Here is a 15,588-nt window from a genome sequence, read left to right as displayed (position 1 = left end):
CTCTGTCTCTTCTGCCGACACACCCATACGGTGGTGCCCGCGTTCGGCTGAGTCAACCGGAGCCGAGCGGTCCTGGACCCCAATTCGCTGCGCGCCAACCGTCTCGGTCCCGCCAAGCGCCGCCCGACTGCTCAAGTAGGCAGAGCGCCGCCAGCGTCCTCGGTGCGGAAAGCCCCACCAGTTGCCCGAGCGCGTCGACTCCCGCTGGTCGGTCAGCCTCCAGCACACCGAGCACGTCACGACAGTCTGACTGCGCCCCCGCAGTGGGTCCGTTGATGTCCAGCGCGGTCTGCACCGGTGCGAGCAGCTCCACGACTTCGGCCGGGGAACTGACTAGTACTGCTTGCTGTTCGCGGATAAGTGAATGACAGCCGACGGACATCGCCGACGTGATCGGCCCCGGAACCGCCGCGACGATGCGTCCGAGAGCCGATGCCTGCGCAGCGGTCGATCTGGCACCGGACTTCATGGCGGCTTCGACAACTACCACCGCCCTGGTCAGCGCGGCGATTAGCCGGTTGCGGACCAGGAAGCGTGACCGATTCGGGCGCGCCCCCAACGGAACCTCGCTGAGGACCGCCCCCGAGGCGTAGATGCGTTGGAACAGGCCGGAGTTGGCTACTGGCGCTGGCCGATCAACGCCGGCGGCACTGATCGCGATCGTTTGGCCACCGCCCGCCAGCGCACCGAAATGGGCGGCCGCGTCGATTCCGAAGGCGGCACCCGACACCACACACCACCCGCGCCCCGCCAGTGTTGCGGCCAACTCATCGGCAACCGCGCAGCCGTAACGGGTGGCCGCGCGAGCCCCCACGATGGCGACGCTGCGGGCCGCGCTTTGCCGAATCGGGATTGATCCCTTCGATCTGAGGACCAATGGCGCCGTCGCTGCGAGGTCGTCGAGTTGCGTTGGCCAACCGAGACTGCCTGGGACGATCAGGTCGACCCCAAGTTGTTCGGCCTGCTGCCACTCGCGCTGCGCCGAGGCAACACAGTCGCGGCCGTCCCAGCGCTCCTGCAGGTCGGCAAGACCTAGGCGATGACCGCGCCCGCGGGTCATTTGCGCCACAACTTCATCGGCTTGGTGATCAAGCAGTGCCCGCCCAATCCGCTCGTTGGCCGGCTCAACCAAGTGACTGAGCGCCAACCGTGCCAGCACGTCAGCGTTACTCATGCCGTCCACTCCTGATCGCTGGCGCGCAGAGCGATGGCCTGATCGACATCGGTGCACGTCGGCTGCCTATGCCCATCGAGGTCGGCGATGGTCCAGGCAACTCGTTGGAGTCGGTCCCGGCCGCGCACACTCTCGCGCGTGCAGGACTGATCGATAAGACGCTGGCTATTCGTGGGCAGGGGCCAGCGAGCGAACAGTTCCCGGGCGGGCACTTGGGCCGTCAGTGTCCACGGAGTTTCGCTCATCCGATGCCGCGATCGCTCTCGCGCGGCCCTTACCCGATCAGCGACCTGCTTGGTGCTTTGTCCCGAGCCGGTTAGTCCCTTCAATTCCGCGATGGTCGGCCTGGTCAGGACCACGCGCAGATCCAGTCGATCCATCAGCGGGCCTGACAGCCTGGCCAGGTATCGACGACGTTGGTGGGGAGTGCAGCGACAGGTGGCGGAGGGATTGGGATCCAGCGCGTTTCCGCACGGACAGGGATTGGCGGCCAGCAGCAGCAGGAATCTGGCTGGGAAGGTCATCCGGAAGCCCGCTCGGGCAATCGACACCTCCCCGGACTCAAGCGGCTCACGCAAGGCGTCCAGAGCGGCGGGCTCAAACTCCGCAGCCTCATCCAAGAAGAGCACCCCTCGGTGCGCCAGCGTCGCCATGCCGATCGTGGGCTTGTCCTCTCTGCCGCCGCCAACCAAGGCCGGTCTGGTGGCTGTGTGGTGCGGCGCGCACCAAGGGGGTCGTGTGAGCAGCGAACCCCCGACCGAAGCAGGGCTGCCAGCGAGTTGATGGATCGCGGTCACATCGAGAGAGTCCTCAATGTTCAGGTCCGGAAGCAGATCAGGCAGCCGCTCTGCCAACAGCGTCTTGCCAACCCCCGCTCGACCGAGCATCGCCAAGTGGTGTCCACCAGCCGCCGCGATCTCAAGCGCCCGTTTGCCCTCCTGCTGTCCAGCCACGTCGCGCAGATCGACCGGTGCCACCGACGCCCCCCGCACAGACAACGAGTTCCTAGTCGTTGTGTGCTCGGCGTCGATGGGCTGCTGGTCGATGTGAACGTCCTCATCGAGCTCCTGCTCCCCGCGTAGGCGGGCAACCAAAACGCGCAGGGTCGGCGCGGTAAGGATCTCCAGTCCAGGAACGGCCGTTACTGCAGCCGCGTCCACCGGTCCCAGGATCATCACACCGGACAAGGAGGAAGTACTTGCCCGCTGGCGAACGGCCAGCGCTGCGGCCAGCGCACCGGCCACGCCCCTGATACGACCGTCGAGACCCAACTCACCGAGCACGACAACTCTGGCAATTTGGTCGGCGGGAAGTTGTGCATTCGCCGCCAATACCGCGAGCGCAATGGCCACGTCGAGGCCGGTACCGCGCTTGGGTAGCGAAGCGGGGCTCAAACCGATGGTGATGCGTGCCTCCGGCCACTTGAGCCCGCTATTCACCACGGCCGCCCTCACCCGGTCACGGGACTCCTTCAGTGCAGTGTCTGGCAGACCCACCAAGGACATGTTGGGCAGACCCGGGGACAACGACGCCTGCACCTCGACGACATGGGCAGTGACTCCATGAACGATTACCGAATGAGTCCTGGCCAGCGACGTCACTGAACACCGACCAGGTGCGTGACGTGCGCGGCGCCTCTGCTCGGCCGCATGACGGCGACTACGTCGATTCGAATCCCACTGACCGGCTGCGGGTGGGCCGCGATCCACTCGCCAGCAAGGCGACGCAGTCGGCTCAGCTTTGTCGAGGTGATGGCGGCGACTGGACCGCCGAAACGGTGATTCGACCGCGTTTTGACCTCACAGATGACCAAGATGTCCCCATCGAGGGCAACGATGTCGACCTCGCCGCTGCGCGAACGCCAATTGCGATCGATGACCAGCAAGCCCGCACCACGCAGATATCGAGCGGCGACGTCCTCGCCGTAGCGGCCCAACGCGACGTTGGCCTTCGACGACCGCACCGTGTTCCCGTTTTCATCCATGTTGCCCACCCCCGACAGTGAGCTTGGATGAGTCCGGCAGACCCAGCACGGGAAGCTGCATGACCGGTGGACAAGTCCGTCCGCCGACCGAGAGTGTGGATTACTCCTGAGTGCTGGGTTCTACCGGCAACTCGGGCGGGGTCAGCTCTTCGACGTTGACGTCCTTGAAGGTCAGCACGCGAACCCTCTTCACGAATCGAGCCTGTCGGTACATGTCCCACACCCATGCGTCAGACATGGTGACCTCGAAGAAGACCTCGCCACCGTCGGTGGAACGAACTTTGACGTCCACCTCGTTAGTCAAGTAGAACCGACGCTCCGTCTCCACCACGTGGGAGAAAAGCCCGACCACGTCGCGGTACTCGCGATATAGCGCGAGTTCGACTTCGGTTTCGTACCGCTCGAGATCCTCAGCACCCATACCGCTGACTCCGTTCTCTCGTCGCTTGCTCGTCGTCCTGGGCGTCGGGTCGCGCGCGTGACGGCGGCACGGACGCTGCGAGCCTGACTGGTTCGAAGCAGAACCGGTGCTCGTCGCAGGGCCCATGATTGCCCAGGGCCTGCCGATGGTCGGACGTCACGTAGCCCTTGTGAACGTCGAAACCATACTCGGGCCGACGCTCATGCAGGGTCACCATGATGCGATCGCGCGTCACTTTGGCGATGACACCCGCCGCCGCGACCGATGCGCTGACTCGGTCGCCTTTCCACATTCCGAGGCTGGGCGCCGGAATACCGGGAACCGGGTAGCCATCGGACAGGACGTAGTCGGCGGTCGCGTTGGTGCGCGCGAGTGCCCGCCGCATCCCTTCGATGTTGGCAACGTGCAGTCCGATTCGATCGATCTCCGGTGCATCGATCACGACGACCGACCAGGCGGCCGCACGCTCGACCACCCGGTCGTACACACGTTCACGGGCTGGAGCACTGAGCAATTTGGAGTCCGTCAACTCCTCGATTCTTGGGTAGTGACCGGCGCGGCTGCCCAGGATGACGGCCGCAACGACCAGTGGACCAGCACATGCGCCCCGCCCGGCCTCGTCAACTCCAGCGACTGTCGTGAACCCCGCTCGCGCAAGGGCACGCTCATATCGATAGGTATCGCTGCCATCGGAGGTAACTCGACGGCGAGGCGCGCGGGAGGGAAGCCGAACCGTCACTAGCTTCCCGAATTCGGGCTGGCACCTGGTCCGGATGTCGGTTGGTTGTTCAGTGCCGGGTTCTTGAACGTCTCGGGAATTCCCACCGTTCCGAACTTGTCGAGTGGCCAGACCTTCAGCACGACCCGACCGACCACATCGTCGAGCGGCACGGCTCCGTCGTTGACCGAGAGGTGGAAGCGCGAGTCGGCGGACGCCCCGCGGTTGTCGCCCATCACAAAGATCGAGTCGGCGGGCACGACAATGTCAAAGGGGACCTGATCCGTGCCTGACCCGGGCTTGATGAAGGGTTCATCGAGGCCGACGCCGTTGAGCACGATCTGGCCTTGCTGGTTGCAGCACTTGATGTGATCTCCGGCAATACCGATCACCCGCTTGACGAGGTCGTTTCCGGAGGTGGACGGAACCAGACCAATGAACTCAAGGCCCTTGGATACGGGCCCAACCGACGTGTCACTTTCCGGAAGCCAGCCTCCCGGATCGCGGAACACAACGACCTCTCCCCGCGTCACACCCGAGATCGCCGTCGTGATCTTCGAGGCCACGATGCGGTCATTGGGCATCAGGGTGTTTTCCATGGACTGGCTCGGCACGTAGAAGGCCTGTACCAGGAACGTTCGAACGAGCACCGACAACACCAAGGCGCAAACGAGCACGATGACAATCTCACGAACCAGCGCCCAAACCCCACCCTTTCCCTTCTTGGGCGGGGTGGCGATCTCGCTCGTGGTCACTGAAGCTCCTCAAATATCGATTCGGCGCGCTGCCGGGTGCTGTGACGTGACCGAACCACCGAGGAGATTACTTAGCGGTGTTGTCGCGCTTCTCGCGAATCTTGGCAGCTTTGCCGCGCAGATCGCGCAGGTAGTAAAGCTTCGCGCGGCGAACATCGCCACGACTGACGACCTCAATCGAATCAATGATCGGCGAGTGCAGTGGGAAGGTGCGCTCGACGCCAACGCCGAAGCTGACCTTGCGGACAGTGAAGGTCTCCTGCAGTCCGCCGCCCTGGCGTCGGATCACCGCGCCGGCGAAGATCTGGATACGCGATCGCGTACCTTCCACCACCTTGACGTGGACCTTTAGTGAATCTCCAGGTCGAAAATCCGGGATATCCGAGCGCAATGATGCGGCGTCAACGTCGTCAAGGGTGTTCATCAAGTTCTCCTGCACTCCGGCGCCACAGGTCGACGCAGTGATTCATGAGTAGGACATGGATGTGCCACACCGGCGACGTGACCCCCTGTGGCAGGTCAAGACTCGCTTGTGGCTTCGCCCAAGTGTGCCACATCGGTCAGTTCCGGTCGAAACTCCCGGGTCCGTCGATGTGACTGCTCCACCCGCCAGTCGGCAACCGCGCCATGGTCGCCGGACGTCAGCACCGGTGGAACCTCCAATCCCCGCCAGACCGCAGGCTTGGTGTAGGTCGGGCCTTCCAGCGCCCCGGCCGAGCGGTCCGGCGCGAAGCTGTCGTCACTTGCGCTGTCGCTATTGCCAAGTACCCCGGGGAGCAGCCGAATCACAGCCTCGCTGATCACGAGTGCCGCAACCTCGCCGCCGGCCAGCACGTAGTCGCCGATGCTCAATTGCCGGATATCGCAGCCCTGTGCGTAGTGCTGCCCAACGCGAGCGTCGATGCCTTCATAGCGACCGCAGGCGAAGATCAGCCATGGCACCTGCGCCAGTTCAGCAGCCATCTGCTGCGTGAACTGGGCACCGCTCGGAGTAGGAATGATCAATGTCGGAAGGGTATCCGGCGGACCCGATTCGATGATTCGGTCGAGGGACTCTCCCCACGGTTCCGGCTTCATCACCATCCCAGGACCGCCGCCGTACGGGGTGTCGTCCACGGTCCGGTGTCGATCATGGGTGGAGTCGCGCAGATCGTGGACGTGCAGCTCAACAACGCCCTGTTCGATCGCTTTGCCCGGCAACGACAGCCGTAGCGGCTGCAGGTAGTCGGGGAAGATGGTGACGACGTCGATTCGCATGCCAACTACGCCAGCAAATCGTCGGTCGATGCGGGCGCGTTTGGAGCCTGACTCTCGATCAACCCAGTCGGCGGATCGACTGTCACGACGCCAGCGACCAAATCCACATTCGGCACCATGTGAGCGAGGAAGGGTACGAGCAGTTGACCGGTGTCCGCAGCGGTGATCGCCAACAAGTCCTGGCTCGGGAGGTGGACCACCTCCGTGACAATCCCCAGTTGCTCACCGGAAATTGTGACCGCCGACAGACCGACCAACTGACGGTCGTAGTACTCGTCAGGATCCGCGGGTGTGGCGCTGGTATCGATCAGGGCTTCCAGGAGCGACCCCCGAATTGCTTCCGCCGCAGTCCGATCGTCAATACCTTCGAAGTGCACGATCAGCCGGCCGGAATGCCACCGGTGATTGGCCACCGTCAGATCTGCGATTGCTGGCTGGCCAGCGCGCAGGACCGTTCCCGTGGCGAAGCGCTCCTCCGGTGAATCCGTCCGCGGTCCGACGCCGACGTCTCCGCGGATTCCTTGCGCGCGCCCGATCTTTCCCACCACTACCCAGTCGAAGTGCTCCGATGAGCCTGGCTGGGGAGTTGGTGGTGGGCTACCGGCCGTCGACATCCACGAAGTCGATTCGAACGGGGCCGCGACGGTCCAACGCACCAATCACGGTGCGCAAGGCGGTCGCCGTTCGACCCGATCGACCAATGACGCGGCCCATGTCGTCGGGGTGCACCCGCACGTCGATGAAGGTGCCGCGACCACGACCGTTACCCTTGCTGACATCCACGTCATCGGGGTGCTCGACGATGCCGCGAACCAAATGCTCAAGCGCGTCGGTAAGCACTAGGCCTCCTTGGTTGCGTCGGCCTCGTCGGGCGCGTCAGTTGCCTCGGGAGCGTCCTTCTTGACGGCGTCCTCGACCTTCTCAACAACCTCTTTGACCTTCTCGCCGACGGCCTCGGCAGCATCCTCTACCTTTTCGACCGCAGTCTCCACAGCTTCTTCGACCTTCTCGGCCACAGTCTCGGCGGCAGCTTCGGTCTTGGCAGGAGCTTCGGTCTCCACAGTCTCGGTCTTCTCAGCAGTCTCGGTCTTCTCAGCAACCTCGTCGGGAGCTTGGTCAGTCTTTTCCGCGACCTTCTTCAGCTTCGGCTTGGGCTCGCTCTTGGCCTTCTCGCCATCCTGAACCGCAGCCGCGAACGCTGTGAGCTTGTCGGCCTTGGCTTCGGCCACGCGAAGCGTGCCTTCCGCACCTGGCAGGCCCTTGAACTTCTGCCAATCGCCGGTGACCGTGAGAATCGCGCGAACTGCCTCGGTCGGCTGAGCACCGACGGACAACCAGTACTGCGCTCGATCAGAGTCGACCTTGATCAGCGAGGGCTCTTCCTTGGGGTGATACAGGCCGATCTCTTCGATCGCTCGACCGTCGCGCTTGTTGCGCGCGTCGGCGATGACGATTCGGTATTGCGGGTTGCGGATCTTGCCGAGCCGCTTGAGCTTGATTTTGACAGCCACGAGTTTGGGTATCTCCTGCGTTGGTTTGCACTTTGCCGGGAACGCGAGTGGGGTCGCGGTGGCTGGTGCGTGATCGGGTCCATTTCGGTGAGAGGGCCGAATGAACCCAGTTCGACGTGCCTATTGTGCCAGAGGCCCGCAAGCTAGCTCTTACCGAATCCCCCGAGCATCTTCTGGAACTCCTCCGGCAACTCGGCGACGGCGGCGGGATCGGCCTCGGGAACCGCTCCCCCACCGGCCATCAGGCCGCTGCCCTGGACCGCCGGGGCGGTCGGTTGCGCGGGACCTTCGGCCTCCTGCTGAGCTCGTTTGGCGGGATTTCCGCTGCGACCCTTCTTCTTCTTCGGCGGGGGAGCCGTCCGTCCGCGGGACTTCTTCCCAGCGGCCCCAGGCATTCCGGGCAGGCCCGGCATGCCGCCACCCTTGCCCATCTGGCGCATCATCTTCTGGGCCTCAACAAACCGGGTCAGCAGGTTGTTCACCTCGCTGACGGCGACACCAGAGCCCCGGGCGATCCTCGCCCGGCGAGAGCCGTCAATGATCTTCGAGTTGTTTCGCTCAGCTGGTGTCATCGACTGGATGATCGCGGCAATGCGATCAATGTCGCGATCATCGACGCTCTCAAGCTGCTTGCGAATGTCGCCCATCCCGGGCAGCATTCCCATCAGCTTTCCCAGGGACCCCATCTTCTTCATCGCCTGCATCTGCTGCAGGAAGTCCTCAAGGGTGAAGTCGTCCCCGGAGGCCACCTTGCCGGCGATGCGAGCCGCCTCGTCGGCATCGAATGCTTTCTCTGCCTGCTCGATCAGCGTGAGCATGTCACCCATATCGAGGATGCGGTTTGCCATCCGATCCGGGTGGAATTGCTCGAAGTCGCCGAGACCCTCACCGGTTGATGCGAACATCACCGGCCGACCGGTCACCTCTCGGACCGACAACGCAGCGCCGCCACGCGCGTCACCGTCGAGTTTGGTGAGGACAACCCCGTCGAAGCCCACGCCTTCCTCGAAAGCGACTGCTGTGTTGACGGCGTCCTGGCCGATCATCGCGTCAACGACAAAGAGGATTTCGTTCGGCTCCACGGCATCGCGGATTGATCGGGCCTGACCCATCATCTGCGCATCGATAGCGAGCCGTCCGGCCGTGTCGACGATCACCACGTCGTAGGCCTGATCGCGGGCATGCACGATGCTCGCCTGGGCCACGGCAACTGGGTCCCCGACGCCGTTGCCCGGTTCGGGAGCGAAGATTCCCACGCCTGCGCGCTCGGCCACCACCGTCAACTGGTCGACCGCGTTGGGCCGCTGCAGGTCCGCTGCGACGAGCAAAGTGCGGTGATCTTGGCCGTCAAGCCACTTGGCGAGCTTGCCTGCGAGGGTCGTCTTTCCGGCGCCCTGCAGGCCAACGAGCATGATGACCGTCGGTGGGTGTTTGGCGAAGCGCAGACGGCGCGTCTCTCCGCCAAGCACCGCAACGAGTTCATCGTGAACGATCTTGACGACCTGCTGGGCCGGGTTGAGCGCGCCGGAAACCTCTGAACCCAGTGCGCGCTCTTTAACCCTCGCGCAGAAACCCCGCACCACGGGAAGCGATACGTCTGCCTCCAGCAGGGCAGTGCGGATCTCCCGCACGGCTGCATCTACGTCGGCTTCGGACAGACGTCCCTTGCCGCGGAGATTCTTGAATGTCGCACTGAGGCGATCAGAGAGCGTGTTGAACACGGCTCCACGCTATCCCGCCGACTCCAACGCCGACAGCACCGCTTGGCTGACCCGCTGGATATGCGCGTCGCTTGGCTGTCCCCCGCCCACACCGAGGTAGAAGACGTCAACCACGTCCGAGCCCAAGGTGGCGACCTGTGCTGCGGCGATGTCGACCCCGGTTGACGCGATCGCCGAGCCGATCGTGTGCAACAGGCCTGGTGCATCGTGTGCGCGCACCTCCATCACAACGGATCGAGACGAAGCCTCCGGAAAGAGCTCGATGACTGGGGGTGCCGGGTTGTCGGTTTTAGTGCGAGCGTAAGCCGCCGCACGCTCACGGAGCTTCCCAGCGACATCGAGGCGACCGTCGAGTGCCAGTCGGACGTCCGCGCGCAGCTGCTCGACGGTGGGTGGATCACCGAACTCCGGCTGAACCGTCCAGACGGTAACGGCACGTTGACCAACCGTCTCGGTGCGCGCTGAGCGCACAGCGAGTCGATGCAGCGCCATCACCCCGGCGACTGTGCCAAGTAGTCCGACCCGGTCGTCCGCTGCCACGGTCACTTCCCAGGCGCCACTGGATTGCTCCGACGCCACCCGCACCCCTTCCGAGCGGCCAAGCTCGTGTTGAGCTTCGGTCAGAACGGGTGGTTCAGGTACGGGCGAGCCCGCCAGAACCGCACGTGTGCGGGCCACCAACTCGTCGACCAGCCCAGCCTTCCACTGACTCCATGCGGCTGGACCCGTTGCGGCTGCGTCAGCTCTGGTCAATGCATCGAGCAAGTCGAGGACTCCGATGGAACCAACAGCGTCGGCAACTGTCTGGGCCGTTGTCGGGTCGGACAGATCCCGTCGCGTCGCGGTGTCGGGCAGCAACAGGTGGTTGGCCACTAGCGACACCAGGATCGCGCTGTCCTGCTCGTTGAACCCAAGTCGGGGAGCCAACTGCTCAACGATCCCAACGCCCACGTCGGTGTGGTCACCCGGCTGGCCCTTGCCGATGTCGTGTAGCAAAGCACCGACCAACAGCAGGTCGGGTCGAGAGACTCGTCGGGTCAGTGACGAGGCGTTCGCGGCCGTCTCGACCAAGTGCCGGTCGACTGTGAACCGGTGAACCGGGTTGCGTTGAGGAGCACTTCGCACGACCTCCCACTCCGGAATCAGCCTGGTGATGAGATCCGCTTGGTCGAGGGCTTCCCACACCGGCAGCGCGGACCGACCTGCGCCGATGAGCGAAACGAGCGAGTCACGGGCGGCGACGGGCCATGGTGAGGGCATCGGAGCGGACTCTGTCGCCAGTCGTTCCACGGCGTGATTACTCAAACGCAAGCCTGCCTGCGCAGCTGCGGCCGCCGTGCGCAACATCAGGACCGGGTCCCTGTCCGGACGCGCATCCACAGCCAGAACCGCCTCGCCGTCTTGCACCACGACGCCGTCGGCCAGCGGCGCACGTTCTGGACGTCCGCCCCGGAGCCTTCGAATCGGGTTGATGCGACGCTTACTCGTGACTCGGTCGACGCGATGCCACGCGACGTCACAGGCATAGGCGATTGACCGGCCTGCGGCCGAGACACGACGAAGCAGAACATCGGAGTCCTGGTCTCCCAGGAGGTTGGCAACCGGTCCCTGCTCCTGCAGGGTCAGGCGGTCGTTGGCTCGGCCCGTCACCTGATGAAGGGCATCTCGGGCATCGAGCAACGCCGTGACGGGAGCATCGAGGGAACGTGCCTCGGTATCGACGATCCAGGAGGCAGCGATTGCGCGCAGCACGGTGACATCGCGCAAACCGCCGTAGGATTCCTTGAGGTCCGGCTCCAACAAGTGGGCCAGGTCGCCGTTGCGTTGAGCCCTACCCAGGACTGCGCCGTGCAACTCCTCCAGTCGCCGAGGAGCCAGCGCTCGCCAGTCTTCCAAGACCGCAGACCGCAGGGTCGCTGTCAGTTCGTCGTCGCCGACCACCGTGCGAGCGTCGAGTAACCCCAGGACCACCTTGATGTCCTTGCCCGCCAGTCGACGCGCCTCGGCGGGGGTACGGACACTGTGGTCCAGGCGGACGCCACCGTCCCAAACGGGGTACCAAATCCGCTCCGCGATCTCCCCCACCTGCGCTCCGGCCGGATGCAGGAGCAGTAGATCCAGGTCACTGCCGGGAGCCAGGTGTCCGCGACCGAGCCCGCCGACTGCGACTAGCGCGCAACCGGCCTCCGCCGCGCCTGACTGAGCGAAAATGCTTCGCAGCCAGTCATCGGTAAGGCCGACCAGAGCTTTGCGGGATGCCGGTCCGGTTCGACCGGGCCGCTCCAGCAACTCCTTGCGAGCAATCGCATATTCCATGACTTACAACGCTTCGTCGCCGCGTTGACCCGTGCGGACCCGAATGACCTGCTCCACCGGCGTGATCCAGACTTTCCCGTCACCGATCTGACCGGTGTTGGCGCCCGATACCACGGCGTCGAGAACGCGGTCTGCGTCTTCATCGGCGCACAGAACCTCGACCCGAACCTTCGGCACCAAATCGACGGTGTACTCCGCGCCGCGGTACACCTCGGTGTGGCCGCGCTGGCGGCCATGTCCGCTTGCCTCCGACACGGTCAAACCTTCGACGCCCTCGGCCTCAAGCGCCAGTTTGACGTCCTCAAGCTTGAACGGCTTGATGACCGCTGTGACTAGCTTCATCAGTTGTCCCCTTCCCTTGTGCGCGATTGTGGATCTGTCAATCCGTGATGTCCGGTGCCAGCAAACACCCCGCCCGAGGCGCCGGCGAAGTCATACGCACTTTCGGCGTGTTGGGTGACGTCAAGGCCGACGCGTTCATCGTCGGTCGAGACGCGCAGACCGACCGTCTTCTCGACCAGAAACGCCAGCACGCCGGTAACGACGAATGCGTAGACCAATGTGACCGAGGATGCGACAAGTTGCTTGCCTAGCAGACCGAAGCCACCACCCATCAGTAGCCCGTCGCCTCCGGCCGCGTTCGCGGTGGTGGTGGCGACCAAGCCGATACTGATCATTCCCACCAATCCGCCGACGCCGTGAACACCAACGACGTCAAGGGAATCGTCGTACCCAAACCGATACTTGAGACCGACGGCCAGCGAGCAGATAGCTCCACCGAGCAGACCGATGAGCATCGCACCCATCGGGTTGACGTAACCACAGGCGGGGGTGATGGCAACGGCACCAGCCACGGCACCGGACGCGACCCCGAGCGTGGTGGGTCGACCGTCACGGAATTGCTCGACAGCGACCCAGGCCAATGCGGCCGTCGCGGTCGAGATCTGCGTGTTCATGAAGACCGTCGCGGTCAGTTGGCCGGACATCAGCGCCGACCCCGCGTTGAACCCGAACCAGCCGAACCAGAGCAGTCCTGCCCCGAGGAGTACGAGCGGGAGGTTGTGCGGGCGCATGGGTTCACGACGCCAACCGATGCGTTTACCGACCACGAGGGCGAGCGCCAACGCGGAGAAACCGGAGTTGATCTCGACGGCTGTTCCACCGGCAAAGTCCAGGGCCTGGAGCCGATCGGCGATCCAACCGCCGCTGCCTCCATCGAAGAAGAACGCCCAGTGGGCGATTGGGAAGTACACGACGGTCGCCCACAAGCCGATGAAGATTGTCCAGCCGCTGAACTTGACGCGATCGGCGACCGCACCTGACAGCAACGCTGCGGTGATGATGGCGAATGTGAGTTGAAAAACGGCGACCGCCAGTAGCGGGATCTGCGATCCTTCCGGCCCCACCACTGCATCGAGCGTCCCCTTCAGTCCGATGTACTCAAAGCCACCGATCAATCCATCGACTTGGTCCGAACCGAACGTCACGGAGTAGCCGTAGATCACCCAGATGACGGTGATGAGCCCCATGCAAAGGAAGCTCATCATGATCATGTTCAGCACGTTCTTGGACCGAACCATGCCCCCGTAAAAGAGGGCCAGTCCCGGTGTCATCAGCAAGACCAGTGCGGCGCTGATGAGCACCCACGCGGTATCCCCTGGACTGACAGTTGCACTAGCTAGCAAGTTCCCCACGAGCTCTCCCAACTCAAAGAAACGTCGGGGCAGCATCGCGGGAGTGGATTACGTGAGTGTGTCCATTGTTACGTCCGTGTTACACGAAGTGACTCGGCCGCCAGATCCACCGAACGGGAGAGGGTGGATCTGGCGGCCTTGTCACCCGGCGGGAACGCCTGCGGACAACTCAGGCGACCCGGGGACTACAGGGCGTCGTGACCGCGCTCGCCCGTGCGCACCCTGGCTACGGAATCGACTGGGATGAGCCAGACTTTCCCGTCACCGATACGCCCGGTGTGAGCACTCTTGATGATCACGTCGGCGACGCTGTCGGCGTCGCTGTCATCGACCAGCACCTCGACTCGCACCTTGGGAACCAGGTCGACGGTGTACTCCGCCCCCCGGTAGACCTCGGTGTGCCCACGCTGGCGGCCGTAGCCGCTGGCCTCCGACACCGTCAGACCGTGGATGCCATAGGCCTCCAGAGCGTTCTTGACATCATCGAGCTTGAACGGCTTGATGACTGCGGTTACCAACTTCATGCTGATGCACCTTCTTTCGAATCGGAAGTCGCGCCTACTGCTACGCCACCCGGGCTCTTGGCGAAGCTGCCCCCGAAGGTTGCGTCGTTGAGCTCATACGCGGTCTCGGCGTGGGTCGTGATGTCCACACCGGCCTGCTCATCGTCAGCACTGATCCGGAAGCCCATCGTCTTGTGAATGGCCATTCCGATGATGAAGGTGGCGATCATGCTGAAGGCAAGGACCGCACCGGCAGCGACTGCCTGCCGCCACAGCTGATCGAAGCCGCCACCGTAGAACAGCCCACTCACACCTGCTGGCGCCTCGTCTGTGGCAACCAGCCCGATGAGCAGTGTGCCGGTCAGACCACCGACGAGGTGGACACCGACGACATCGAGCGAATCGTCGTAACCGAAGCGGTACTTCAGTCCGACAGCCAGGGCGCACAGGACGCCAGCGGCAACGCCGACGGCGATCGCACCGAGGGTGTTCACCGATGAACAAGCTGGCGTGATTGCGACCAGTCCAGCCACCACACCGGACGCGGCACCAAACGAGGTGCTGTGTCCGTCGCGGATCTTCTCAACGAGGATCCACGCAAGTGCGGCAGCACCTGTTGCCACCAGCGTGTTCACCCAGGCGATCGAGGCGGTGCCGTTGGCGGCAATTGCGGATCCGGCGTTGAAACCGAACCAACCGAACCACAGCAGACCGGCGCCGAGCATCACGAATGGCACGTTGTGTGGACGGAACGGAGTCTTTCCGAAGCCGATCCGCTTGCCAAGGATGAGTGCGAGGACGAGGCCGGCAGCACCTGCGTTGATGTGAACCGCTGTACCACCGGCAAAGTCGATCGCCCCGAGCTTGTTGGCGATCCAACCACCACCGGTGCCGGTGACGTCGTCAAATGCGAACACCCAGTGAGCGACCGGGAAGTAGACCACTGTCGCCCAGACCCCGGCGAAGACCATCCAGGCACCGAACTTGGCGCGGTCGGCGATCGCACCGGAAATGAGCGCAACCGTGATGATGGCGAACACTGCCTGGAACGCGACGAAGGCGAAGGTTGGGATTCCGGTTCCCGGAATTATCTCCCCCGCGTCCGTGGTGCCTTGCAGAATCGCCTGGTTCATCAGGCCCTTGAGCCCGAAGTACTGGAACGGGTCGCCCACCAAGCCTTTGCCGCCGACATCGTTGCCGAACGCCATTGAATAGCCCCACAACGCCCACATCACGGCGATGAGGGCGAGCGCACCGAAGCTCATCATCATCATGTTCAGAACGCTCTTCATGCGAACCATGCCGCCATAGAAGAACGCGAGTGCTGGGGTCATCAGTAGGACGAGTGCAGCACTCGTCAGGACCCAAGCTGTATCACCGGCACTAATTTCCGGCATCTCCCAACTCCTTTCAGAATCTATCCGGGTTGACAGCGGCAACTCTGCGGAAAGGCTGTTTCGCAAAGTCACCGGCGGCATTTCCGGCAAGTGACGTTATGAAGGGAGTTGTTTCACCGGCGTTGCAGTCGCCTCGG

Annotated in this window: 17 protein-coding genes; all 17 read right to left on the bottom strand. The window is 63.8% G+C overall.

The genetic code is table 11. From position 1 onward, the window contains the following. Window positions 1-52: 52 nt before the first annotated feature. The gene (gene dprA / locus KAZ48_00555; protein MBP7971260.1) at window positions 53-1,174 is read right to left on the bottom strand and encodes a DNA-processing protein DprA; all 1,122 of its coding nucleotides are present in this window, start codon (window positions 1,172-1,174) and stop codon (window positions 53-55) included. Then, entirely contained in the window at window positions 1,171-2,766 is a 1,596-nt protein-coding gene (locus KAZ48_00550) for a YifB family Mg chelatase-like AAA ATPase (GenBank protein ID MBP7971259.1), read from the bottom strand. The genes dprA and KAZ48_00550 overlap by 4 nt, the downstream gene beginning before the upstream one ends. Before the next feature lie 5 nt (window positions 2,767-2,771). Then, window positions 2,772-3,158, bottom strand: a complete 387-nt coding sequence (locus KAZ48_00545; protein ID MBP7971258.1) for a YraN family protein — start codon at window positions 3,156-3,158, stop codon at window positions 2,772-2,774. A 100-nt stretch (window positions 3,159-3,258) separates the two neighbouring features. Continuing rightward, window positions 3,259-3,579: a DUF2469 domain-containing protein gene (locus KAZ48_00540; GenBank protein MBP7971257.1), complete on the bottom strand. Its 321-nt coding sequence runs from the start codon at window positions 3,577-3,579 to the stop codon at window positions 3,259-3,261. Then, window positions 3,569-4,318 carry a ribonuclease HII gene (locus tag KAZ48_00535; protein ID MBP7971256.1) on the bottom strand — a complete coding sequence of 250 codons (750 nt, stop codon included), beginning with the start codon at window positions 4,316-4,318 and terminating at the stop codon, window positions 3,569-3,571. The genes KAZ48_00540 and KAZ48_00535 overlap by 11 nt, the downstream gene beginning before the upstream one ends. Further along, entirely contained in the window at window positions 4,318-5,052 is a 735-nt protein-coding gene (gene lepB, locus KAZ48_00530; GenBank protein ID MBP7971255.1) for a signal peptidase I, read from the bottom strand. Before lepB ends, KAZ48_00535 begins: the two co-directional genes overlap by 1 nt. Before the next feature lie 67 nt (window positions 5,053-5,119). Continuing rightward, entirely contained in the window at window positions 5,120-5,476 is a 357-nt protein-coding gene (gene rplS / locus KAZ48_00525; GenBank protein MBP7971254.1) for a 50S ribosomal protein L19, read from the bottom strand. 95 nt (window positions 5,477-5,571) lie between these two features. After that, the gene (trmD, locus tag KAZ48_00520; GenBank protein ID MBP7971253.1) at window positions 5,572-6,309 is read right to left on the bottom strand and encodes a tRNA (guanosine(37)-N1)-methyltransferase TrmD; all 738 of its coding nucleotides are present in this window, start codon (window positions 6,307-6,309) and stop codon (window positions 5,572-5,574) included. Window positions 6,310-6,314: 5 nt separating this feature from the next. Beyond that, window positions 6,315-6,923, bottom strand: a complete 609-nt coding sequence (rimM, locus tag KAZ48_00515) for a ribosome maturation factor RimM (GenBank protein ID MBP7971252.1) — start codon at window positions 6,921-6,923, stop codon at window positions 6,315-6,317. Continuing rightward, complete coding sequence (locus KAZ48_00510; protein MBP7971251.1) at window positions 6,907-7,149, bottom strand: RNA-binding protein; 243 nt, start codon at window positions 7,147-7,149, stop codon at window positions 6,907-6,909. The genes rimM and KAZ48_00510 overlap by 17 nt, the downstream gene beginning before the upstream one ends. Next, window positions 7,149-7,820 carry a 30S ribosomal protein S16 gene (gene rpsP, locus KAZ48_00505; protein MBP7971250.1) on the bottom strand — a complete coding sequence of 224 codons (672 nt, stop codon included), beginning with the start codon at window positions 7,818-7,820 and terminating at the stop codon, window positions 7,149-7,151. The genes KAZ48_00510 and rpsP overlap by 1 nt, the downstream gene beginning before the upstream one ends. Before the next feature lie 143 nt (window positions 7,821-7,963). Then, window positions 7,964-9,541: a signal recognition particle protein gene (gene ffh / locus KAZ48_00500; GenBank protein MBP7971249.1), complete on the bottom strand. Its 1,578-nt coding sequence runs from the start codon at window positions 9,539-9,541 to the stop codon at window positions 7,964-7,966. A gap of 9 nt (window positions 9,542-9,550) precedes the next feature. Then, the gene (locus KAZ48_00495; GenBank protein MBP7971248.1) at window positions 9,551-11,857 is read right to left on the bottom strand and encodes a [protein-PII] uridylyltransferase; all 2,307 of its coding nucleotides are present in this window, start codon (window positions 11,855-11,857) and stop codon (window positions 9,551-9,553) included. Between the two features lie 3 nt (window positions 11,858-11,860). Beyond that, complete coding sequence (locus KAZ48_00490) at window positions 11,861-12,199, bottom strand: P-II family nitrogen regulator (protein MBP7971247.1); 339 nt, start codon at window positions 12,197-12,199, stop codon at window positions 11,861-11,863. Then, a complete protein-coding gene (locus tag KAZ48_00485; protein MBP7971246.1) occupies window positions 12,199-13,587 on the bottom strand; it encodes an ammonium transporter in 1,389 nt (462 codons plus the stop codon). Before KAZ48_00485 ends, KAZ48_00490 begins: the two co-directional genes overlap by 1 nt. Before the next feature lie 149 nt (window positions 13,588-13,736). Then, entirely contained in the window at window positions 13,737-14,075 is a 339-nt protein-coding gene (locus tag KAZ48_00480; protein ID MBP7971245.1) for a P-II family nitrogen regulator, read from the bottom strand. Then, on the bottom strand, window positions 14,072-15,451 hold the full coding sequence (locus KAZ48_00475; protein MBP7971244.1) for an ammonium transporter: 1,380 nt from the start codon (window positions 15,449-15,451) through the stop codon (window positions 14,072-14,074). The genes KAZ48_00480 and KAZ48_00475 overlap by 4 nt, the downstream gene beginning before the upstream one ends. Window positions 15,452-15,588 lie beyond the last annotated feature (137 nt).

It is taken from the genome of Candidatus Nanopelagicales bacterium (assembly GCA_018003655.1).
In the GTDB taxonomy this organism is placed as follows: Bacteria; Actinomycetota; Actinomycetes; order S36-B12; family UBA10799; genus JAGNDY01.
The sequence above is the reverse complement of the archived record's forward strand: the minus strand, read 5'-3'. Positions and strand labels throughout refer to the sequence as shown.

Coding starts and splice junctions, on each gene's coding strand:
- rplS (MBP7971254.1), bottom strand. CDS start 5,476: ATGAACACCCTTGACGACGTTGACGCCGCATCATTGCGCTCGGATATC.
- KAZ48_00545 (MBP7971258.1), bottom strand. CDS start 3,158: ATGGATGAAAACGGGAACACGGTGCGGTCGTCGAAGGCCAACGTCGCG.
- KAZ48_00490 (MBP7971247.1), bottom strand. CDS start 12,199: ATGAAGCTAGTCACAGCGGTCATCAAGCCGTTCAAGCTTGAGGACGTC.
- rimM (MBP7971252.1), bottom strand. CDS start 6,923: ATGTCGACGGCCGGTAGCCCACCACCAACTCCCCAGCCAGGCTCATCG.
- trmD (MBP7971253.1), bottom strand. CDS start 6,309: ATGCGAATCGACGTCGTCACCATCTTCCCCGACTACCTGCAGCCGCTA.
- KAZ48_00480 (MBP7971245.1), bottom strand. CDS start 14,075: ATGAAGTTGGTAACCGCAGTCATCAAGCCGTTCAAGCTCGATGATGTC.
- dprA (MBP7971260.1), bottom strand. CDS start 1,174: ATGAGTAACGCTGACGTGCTGGCACGGTTGGCGCTCAGTCACTTGGTT.
- KAZ48_00485 (MBP7971246.1), bottom strand. CDS start 13,587: ATGCTGCCCCGACGTTTCTTTGAGTTGGGAGAGCTCGTGGGGAACTTG.
- KAZ48_00495 (MBP7971248.1), bottom strand. CDS start 11,857: ATGGAATATGCGATTGCTCGCAAGGAGTTGCTGGAGCGGCCCGGTCGA.
- KAZ48_00540 (MBP7971257.1), bottom strand. CDS start 3,579: ATGGGTGCTGAGGATCTCGAGCGGTACGAAACCGAAGTCGAACTCGCG.
- KAZ48_00475 (MBP7971244.1), bottom strand. CDS start 15,451: ATGCCGGAAATTAGTGCCGGTGATACAGCTTGGGTCCTGACGAGTGCT.